Origin of the sequence: Pedobacter psychrodurus (assembly GCF_004331735.1) — a bacterium.
Lineage (GTDB): Bacteria > Bacteroidota > Bacteroidia > Sphingobacteriales > Sphingobacteriaceae > Pedobacter > Pedobacter psychrodurus.
Genome location: NZ_SJSO01000045.1, coordinates 1 through 7,950, shown reverse-complemented (window position 1 = coordinate 7,950; position 7,950 = coordinate 1). Strand labels below are relative to the sequence as shown.

At 45.2% G+C, this 7,950-nt stretch carries 1 protein-coding gene, 2 tRNA genes and 3 rRNA genes; all 6 read right to left on the bottom strand.

The genetic code is table 11. From position 1 onward, the window contains the following. Positions 1–814: 814 nt before the first annotated feature. Positions 815–1,732 (bottom strand): DUF808 domain-containing protein, encoded by a 918-nt coding sequence (locus EZ456_RS24800; RefSeq protein ID WP_317130017.1) that lies wholly within the window; start codon positions 1,730–1,732, stop codon positions 815–817. Between the two features lie 450 nt (positions 1,733–2,182). Further along, a 5S ribosomal RNA gene (gene rrf, locus EZ456_RS24795) occupies positions 2,183–2,294 on the bottom strand. A gap of 141 nt (positions 2,295–2,435) precedes the next feature. Beyond that, positions 2,436–5,312 (bottom strand): 23S ribosomal RNA (locus EZ456_RS24790). A 421-nt stretch (positions 5,313–5,733) separates the two neighbouring features. Next, a tRNA-Ala gene (locus EZ456_RS24785) sits at positions 5,734–5,810 on the bottom strand. Positions 5,811–5,827: 17 nt separating this feature from the next. After that, a tRNA-Ile gene (locus tag EZ456_RS24780) sits at positions 5,828–5,902 on the bottom strand. Between the two features lie 247 nt (positions 5,903–6,149). Beyond that, positions 6,150–7,671: ribosomal RNA gene (locus EZ456_RS24775) — 16S ribosomal RNA — on the bottom strand. Together the 16S, 23S and 5S rRNA genes with 2 tRNA genes alongside form the textbook arrangement of a ribosomal RNA operon. Between the last annotated feature and the right edge of the window lie 279 nt (positions 7,672–7,950).

Sequence of the window (7,950 nt, the reverse complement as noted above, 5' to 3'; positions counted from 1 at the left end):
AGGATCAAACTCTCCATTGTAAAATGTGTTGTAAGATGCTGACCAGTTTTAACTATTGTTAAAAATAGTCTTCTTTTTTGTTATGTTGTCTGTTAGACACCACCTTTAAAATAAAGCTACGTAATCATGTACTTTGATCAGTACTCCATTACCTCGCTACGCTACATTGACATCTCTTTTAAGAACTTATCGACCGTTAACCTCGCGGTTGGTCTTTTTATATATCTTCAAACTTCAGTTCGTTTAAGTCTTATTCGTCTTAAACATGTTTTCGTTTGTTTCAATCTTTTTTCGTTATCCTTCCGACATCCGCCGTTCCGATTTTTCCCTTCCCTTTCGGTTGGGAGTGCAAAGGTAAGGATCTTTTTTAAACTTCCAAATAAAATAAATTTTATTTTTTTGATCTTCTTTTTCCTCTTAACCTTATTTCAATACGCTAATTTTATTCAGCTTTCCGTCGAAGCGGGATGCAAAAGTAGGAATTTTTAACACACAAGCAAAGCTTTTTTCCAGATTACCGAAGAACTTAACGTAAGTAGATGGTTTACAACTAGAAAAAATAATACAACAGGCAAAACTTTTTGTTATAATAGGTGTTAAAGCGGCCCAGCCATTTAGACTTCCGAAGTTTCCCAGGCTCCCCGCCCCTGAAAACTTCGGAAGTTTATGCCACCTAAACCCGACAGCAGTGGCAGCCCACGGTTTTTCTACTGGGGCTACAGCGAATGGCGGGAACAAACTTATATAGTAGCAACAAACCTGCTTTCCAAAAAAATAAAGAAATTAATACATGCAAAATTTAGCTTCTAATTCTTTATGCTCTAACAATGTCTAAAAGTTTTTTACCCGCAGTTATAACAAGCACTGAGGCTAGTCCAGCAGCTAATCCAAAAGCAAATTCTCTAAGAATCGAAGGCCAAGTATGGAGAACATGATGTAGAAAGCCAATATTATGCGCAAAAATCCCACCTGAAACCAAGATCAACGCTACCGTCCCTACAACACTTAATATCTTTATTATAACCGGTAAAGAACGAACCAGTAGGCTTCCGAAAGATGAAAATATACCTTTTTCACCAGAGGCTTTCATTAATCGATATCCAACATCATCCATCCTTACAATAAGGGCTACGATACCATAAACACCAACGGTAGCCAACAAGGCTACAGCTGACACGGTCATAATTTGTATAAGCAGCTTTTCTTCGAGCACACTTCCCAAAGCGATAATTACGATTTCTATCGATAGAATAAAATCGGTAATGACAGCAGATTTAATCTTTGCTTTTTCTGCTTCCTCACCTTCTTGAATAATTTCTTTTGCTTCTACATGCGAGGACTTTGATCGATGAATAAAATATTCAACAATTTTTTCCACCCCTTCATAGGCCAAATAAAGCCCGCCCAATACCAAGATTACTTTGATCGCTACCGGGAAAAAGAAATTGAGCAATAGCGCAACAGGAACAATAATAAGCTTATTTATAAAAGATCCCTTGGTTATTGCCCAAAGCACGGGCAATTCTCTCGAGGCAAGAAAACCAGTTGATTTTTCTGCGTTTACCGCTAAATCATCTCCCAAAATACCAGCAGTCTTCTTGGCCGCTACCTTAGCTGTTACTGCTACATCGTCCATTAAAGCACCTATATCATCCAAAATCGCAAAAAAACCTGAAGCCATATCTAAATCAATTATGCCGCAAAATATCAAATCCTTTCCAGATTTAGACAATCATATTCAAATCTTTAAGGCTATATGGGCTAAAACAGTATTCTAGAGATAGAACCTATTTACTAAACCTATCACTGTACACGGTCATCGGGACGATAATCACTAAAAACATACCCTTTAAATGGTTAAAAGTATAGTTTAACTTAGATGTTGGGCATAATCCAGATGATTAAATATTTGATGATTTGGAGCGCAATAGTTGTAATATGTAGCTTGGGTTCCGTCCTGCTGTCCGTTTTACTTCGCCAATGAAGAATTGGCTTCGTGCCCACTTCCATCAGGGCTATGTGACAAGCTCCGGTATGCAAACTCTTAACTTTTCTTCAATCTTGGTTGAAATAACTTAACTATCTTCATTTCTTAATGGTAAGCAAACAAAGAATAGGCCAAACAGAATGCTTATAAACCAAGAAAACCCTTCAACATTTCTGCTGAAGGGTTTCTTTTAAGATTTGGCACCGACCTACTCTCCCACGTGTTACCGCAGTACCATCGGCTCTGGTGGGCTTAACTTCTCTGTTCGGAATGGGAAGAGGTGGACACCACCGATATAGGCACCTAAATGTTTTTATTTGAGCTGAAAGGATAAAGCTCAAAGCTTAAAGCTACTGTATTTCGCTTTAGTCTTTAGTCTTTTAGCTTTCCGCTTAAATGACATATTATTGAAAGAAGTTATTATGAAGAACAAACAACAGTCTGTTTGCTTTGAAAGCTTCGGATGATTAGTACTACTCGACTGTGCTGTCGCCAGCTTTACATCTGTAGCCTATCAACGTAGTAGTCTTCTACGGTCCTATATGGAATTCTCATCTCGTGGCTAGTTTCGCACTTAGATGCTTTCAGCGCTTATCTATTCCCAGCGTAGCTACTCTGCAATGCCCCTGGCGGAACAACAGATTCACTAGAGGCTAGTCCAACCCGGTCCTCTCGTACTAAGGTCAGCCCCACTCAAAATTCCTACGCCCACAACAGATAGGGACCGAACTGTCTCGCGACGTTCTGAACCCAGCTCGCGTGCCACTTTAATCGGCGAACAGCCGAACCCTTGGGACCTTCTCCAGCCCCAGGATGTGACGAGCCGACATCGAGGTGCCAAACCTCCCCGTCGATATGAGCTCTTGGGGGAGATCAGCCTGTTATCCCCAGCGTACCTTTTATCCTTTGAGCGATGGCCCTTCCATGCAGAACCACCGGATCACTATATCCGTCTTTCGACCCTGATCGACTTGTCTGTCTCACAGTCAAGCAAGCTTATGCTATTGCACTCCGCGTACGGTTACCAAGCGTACTGAGCTTACCTTTGAAAGCCTCCGTTACCTTTTTGGAGGCGACCACCCCAGTCAAACTACCCATCAAACAATGTCTCCCGCTATGCGGGATTAGACACCGAATACAGAAAGGGTGGTATTTCAACGTTGGCTCCACGACGCCTAGCGACGCCGCTTCAAAGCCTCCCACCTATCCTACACATCCTGTATCCAATGTCAATGTTAAATTGTAGTGAAGGTGCATGGGGTCTTTCCGTCCCGTTGCGGGTACCCGGCGTCTTCACCGGGACCACAATTTCACCGAGCTCATGGCTGAGACAGCGCCCAGATCGTTACACCATTCGTGCAGGTCGGAACTTACCCGACAAGGAATTTCGCTACCTTAGGACCGTTATAGTTACGGCCGCCGTTTACTGGGGCTTCGATTCAATGCTTCTCCTTGCGGATGACATCCCCTCTTAACCTTCCAGCACCGGGCAGGTGTCAGGCCTTATACCTCATCTTTCGATTTTGCAAAGCCATGTGTTTTTGTTAAACAGTCGCCTGGGCCTTTTCACTGCGGCTGACATTGCTGCCAGCGCCCCTTCTCCCGAAGTTACAGGGCCATTTTGCCGAGTTCCTTAGCCATGATTCACTCGAGCACCTTAGAATCCTCTTCCCGGATACCTGTGTCGGTTTGCGGTACGGGTTTTTATAACCTGAAGCTTAGCGGTTTTTCTTGGAAGTCTGATTACCTGCGCTATCCACTCAGCCGAAGCCTCGCGGTACTATCGACGTTCAGCTAGATCGGCGGATTTGCCTACCGTTCTAATACCTACTGTCTTTAACGATCTATTCCGTCAGATCGCGGCAGTGTCACTACTCCGTCCCCACATCGCAGTTATAAAAAGTACTGGAATATTAACCAGTTGTCCATCGAATTTCCCCTTCGGGTTCTCCTTAGGTCCCGACTAACCCTGATCCGATTAGCGTTGATCAGGAAACCTTATCCTTTCGGTGGGCGGGTTTCTCTCCCGCCTTATCGTTACTTATGCCTACATTTGCTTTTCTAGAAGCTCCAGCACCCATTACCAGATACCTTCGCTGCCGCTAGAATGCTCCCCTACCGATATATTTCAATCCCATAGCTTCGGTGTACAGTTTAATGCCCGTTTATTATCCATGCCCGATCGCTCGACTAGTGAGCTGTTACGCACTCTTTAAATGAATGGCTGCTTCCAAGCCAACATCCTAGCTGTCTGTGCAATCGGACCTCGTTAGTTCAACTTAACTGTAACTTGGGGACCTTAGCTGATGGTCTGGGTTCTTTCCCTCTCGGCGCGTGACCTTAGCACCCCGCGCCTCACTGCAGATCATATTTCATAGCATTCGGAGTTTGTCTGGATTTGGTAGGATTTGACTCCCCCGCACCCAATCAGTAGCTCTACCTCTATGAAACTTAATATCCACGCTGTTCCTAAAAACATTTCGGGGAGTACGAGCTATTTCCCAGTTTGATTAGCCTTTCACCCCTACCCACAGATCATCCGGAAACTTTTCAACGTTTATCGGTTCGGTCCTCCAGTACGTGTTACCGCACCTTCAACCTGTCCATGGGTAGATCACAAGGTTTCGCGTCTACCCCCTCTGACTATACGCCCTATTCAGACTCGCTTTCGCTTCGGATCCGTGCCTTAGACACTTAACCTTGCCAGAGAGGAGTAACTCGTAGGCTCATTATGCAAAAGGCACGCCGTCACACCACTTGGATGCTCCGACCGCTTGTAAGTACACGGTTTCAGGTTCTATTTCACTCCCCTGTTCGGGGTTCTTTTCACCTTTCCCTCACGGTACTGGTTCACTATCGGTCTCTCAGGAGTATTTAGCCTTACCGGATGGTGCCGGCAGATTCCCACAAGGCGTCTCCGACCTCGCGGTACTCAGGATACTGCTAGGCTAGCATTCTATACGTGTACCGGGCTATCACCGTGTATCGCTGGGCTTCCCATCCCATTCCACTTCTGTTTGCTAATGCCACATTGCAGTCCTACAACCCCCACTTTGCCGTAACAAGGTAGGTTTGGGCTCTTTCCCGTTCGCTCGCCACTACTTAGGAAATCATTATTATTTTCTCTTCCTCTGCTTACTTAGATGTTTCAGTTCGGCAGGTTTGCTCATTATATGTGACTAGTCTTCAACTAGCCGGGTTGCCCCATTCGGAAATCTTCGGATTAATTCCTATTTGCAAATACCCGAAGCTTATCGCAGCTTATCACGTCCTTCATCGCCTCTGAGAGCCAAGGCATCCCCCGTGTACTCTTTATTACTTTCTTCTACTCATATGCCTTTTGCGCCATATGGTATGCTTTTTTTGCTCTTGTTATGATGTCTCATACCTTCCGTCTGGTTGCCCATTGGGTTGGCGAGCACAAACACAACAGTCGCCTATTGTTGTTTGCTCTTCTTTTTTAACTTCTTCCAATATGTCAAAGAACTTTACTGAGGCTGAAGGGCAAGGGTATAAAAGTCAGGGTGTCATGTGCCCTTCCTTAAACCTTGTTTCAGCTTCGTTAGTAAAAAACTGCGGTCTCGAACCGTTTCATATTTTTGATATGGTTATATCTATATATATGTGCCCCATGGCGTTTCTTTCTTTCTTAATCTTTATGTCAATGTATATTACCGATCCCGGTAATCTTTTATTTCTGTGTTTTTTGAAAGCTTTCTGCTTTGGTCTTTAAGCTTTAAGCTCAATGGTGGAGAATAACGGAGTCGAACCGTTGACCTCCTGCGTGCAAGGCAGGCGCTCTAGCCAGCTGAGCTAATCCCCCAAAAGGATTTCAATGTGTAGTCCCGTCCAGATTTGAACTGGAGACCCCTACATTATCAGTGTAGTGCTCTAACCAGGCTGAGCTACGGGACTTTGCTTGTAGGCAGCTCTGTATGCAGTATATAGTATCTTACCGCTACCGCTTTCCTGTTGCTACCTCAGCGTTGTTCCGTTGTGCTTACCTTTATAGGTTGCCCACCGTTGTCTTCTGGGTGTTTCTTTTTTCTCTTTTTTTTAAAGTAATTGGTATCTGCACGGTAGGCCTTTCAGCTTTGGTCTTTTACCTTTTAACTTAATTCGAAATATCATGTTGCGTGGCGAGTAGGCGGTGCTACTCCAGAAAGGAGGTATTCCAGCCGCACCTTCCGGTACGGCTACCTTGTTACGACTTAGCCCCAGTTATCGGTTTTACCCTAGGACGCTCCTTGCGGTTACATACTTTAGGTACCCCCAACTTCCATGGCTTGACGGGCGGTGTGTACAAGGCCCGGGAACGTATTCACCGCGTCATTGCTGATACGCGATTACTAGCGAATCCAACTTCATGGGGTCGAGTTGCAGACCCCAATCCGAACTGTGAATGGCTTTGTGAGATTCGCATCATATTGCTATGTAGCTGCCCTCTGTACCATCCATTGTAGCACGTGTGTAGCCCCGGACGTAAGGGCCATGATGACTTGACGTCGTCCCCTCCTTCCTCTCTGTTTGCACAGGCAGTCTGTTTAGAGTCCCCACCATTACGTGCTGGCAACTAAACATAGGGGTTGCGCTCGTTGCGGGACTTAACCCAACACCTCACGGCACGAGCTGACGACAGCCATGCAGCACCTAGTTTCGTGTGATTGCTCACTCATCTATCTCTAAATGATTCACTAACTTTCAAGCCCGGGTAAGGTTCCTCGCGTATCATCGAATTAAACCACATGCTCCTCCGCTTGTGCGGGCCCCCGTCAATTCCTTTGAGTTTCACTCTTGCGAGCGTACTCCCCAGGTGGAACACTTAACGCTTTCGCTTAGCCGCTGACTGTGTATCGCCAACAGCGAGTGTTCATCGTTTAGGGCGTGGACTACCAGGGTATCTAATCCTGTTTGATCCCCACGCTTTCGTGCCTCAGCGTCAATAAGACCATAGTAAGCTGCCTTCGCAATCGGTGTTCTGAGACATATCTATGCATTTCACCGCTACTTGTCTCATTCCGCCTACCTCTAGTCCATTCAAGCCCATCAGTATCAAGGGCACTGCGATAGTTGAGCTACCGTCTTTCACCCCTGACTTAACAGGCCGCCTACGCACCCTTTAAACCCAATAAATCCGGATAACGCTTGGATCCTCCGTATTACCGCGGCTGCTGGCACGGAGTTAGCCGATCCTTATTCTTCCGGTACATTCAGCTGAGTACACGTACTCAGGTTTATTCCCGGATAAAAGCAGTTTACAACCCATAGGGCAGTCTTCCTGCACGCGGCATGGCTGGTTCAGAGTTGCCTCCATTGACCAATATTCCTTACTGCTGCCTCCCGTAGGAGTCTGGTCCGTGTCTCAGTACCAGTGTGGGGGGCCATCCTCTCAGATCCCCTAGTCATCGTCGCCTTGGTGGGCCGTTACCCCGCCAACTAGCTAATGACACGCATGCCCATCTTTATCCCATAAATGTTTGATCATTGGATAATGCCATCCTGTGATTTTATGCGGTATTAATCCGGATTTCTCCGGGCTATCCCCCAGATAAAGGTAGGTTGCATACGCGTTACGCACCCGTGCGCCACTTTCGATAAAAGCAAGCTCTTATCTATCGTTCGACTTGCATGTATTAGGCCTGCCGCTAGCGTTCATCCTGAGCCAGGATCAAACTCTCCATTGTAAAATGTGTTGTAAGATGCTGACCAGTTTTAACTATTGTTAAAAATAGTCTTCTTTTTTGTTATGTTGTCTGTTAGACACCACCTTTAAAATAAAGCTACGTAATCATGTACTTTGATCAGTACTCCATTACCTCGCTACGCTACATTGACATCTCTTTTAAGAACTTATCGACCGTTAACCTCGCGGTTGGTCTTTTTATATATCTTCAAACTTCAGTTCGTTTAAGTCTTATTCGTCTTAAACATGTTTTCGTTTGTTTCAATCTTTTTTCGTTATC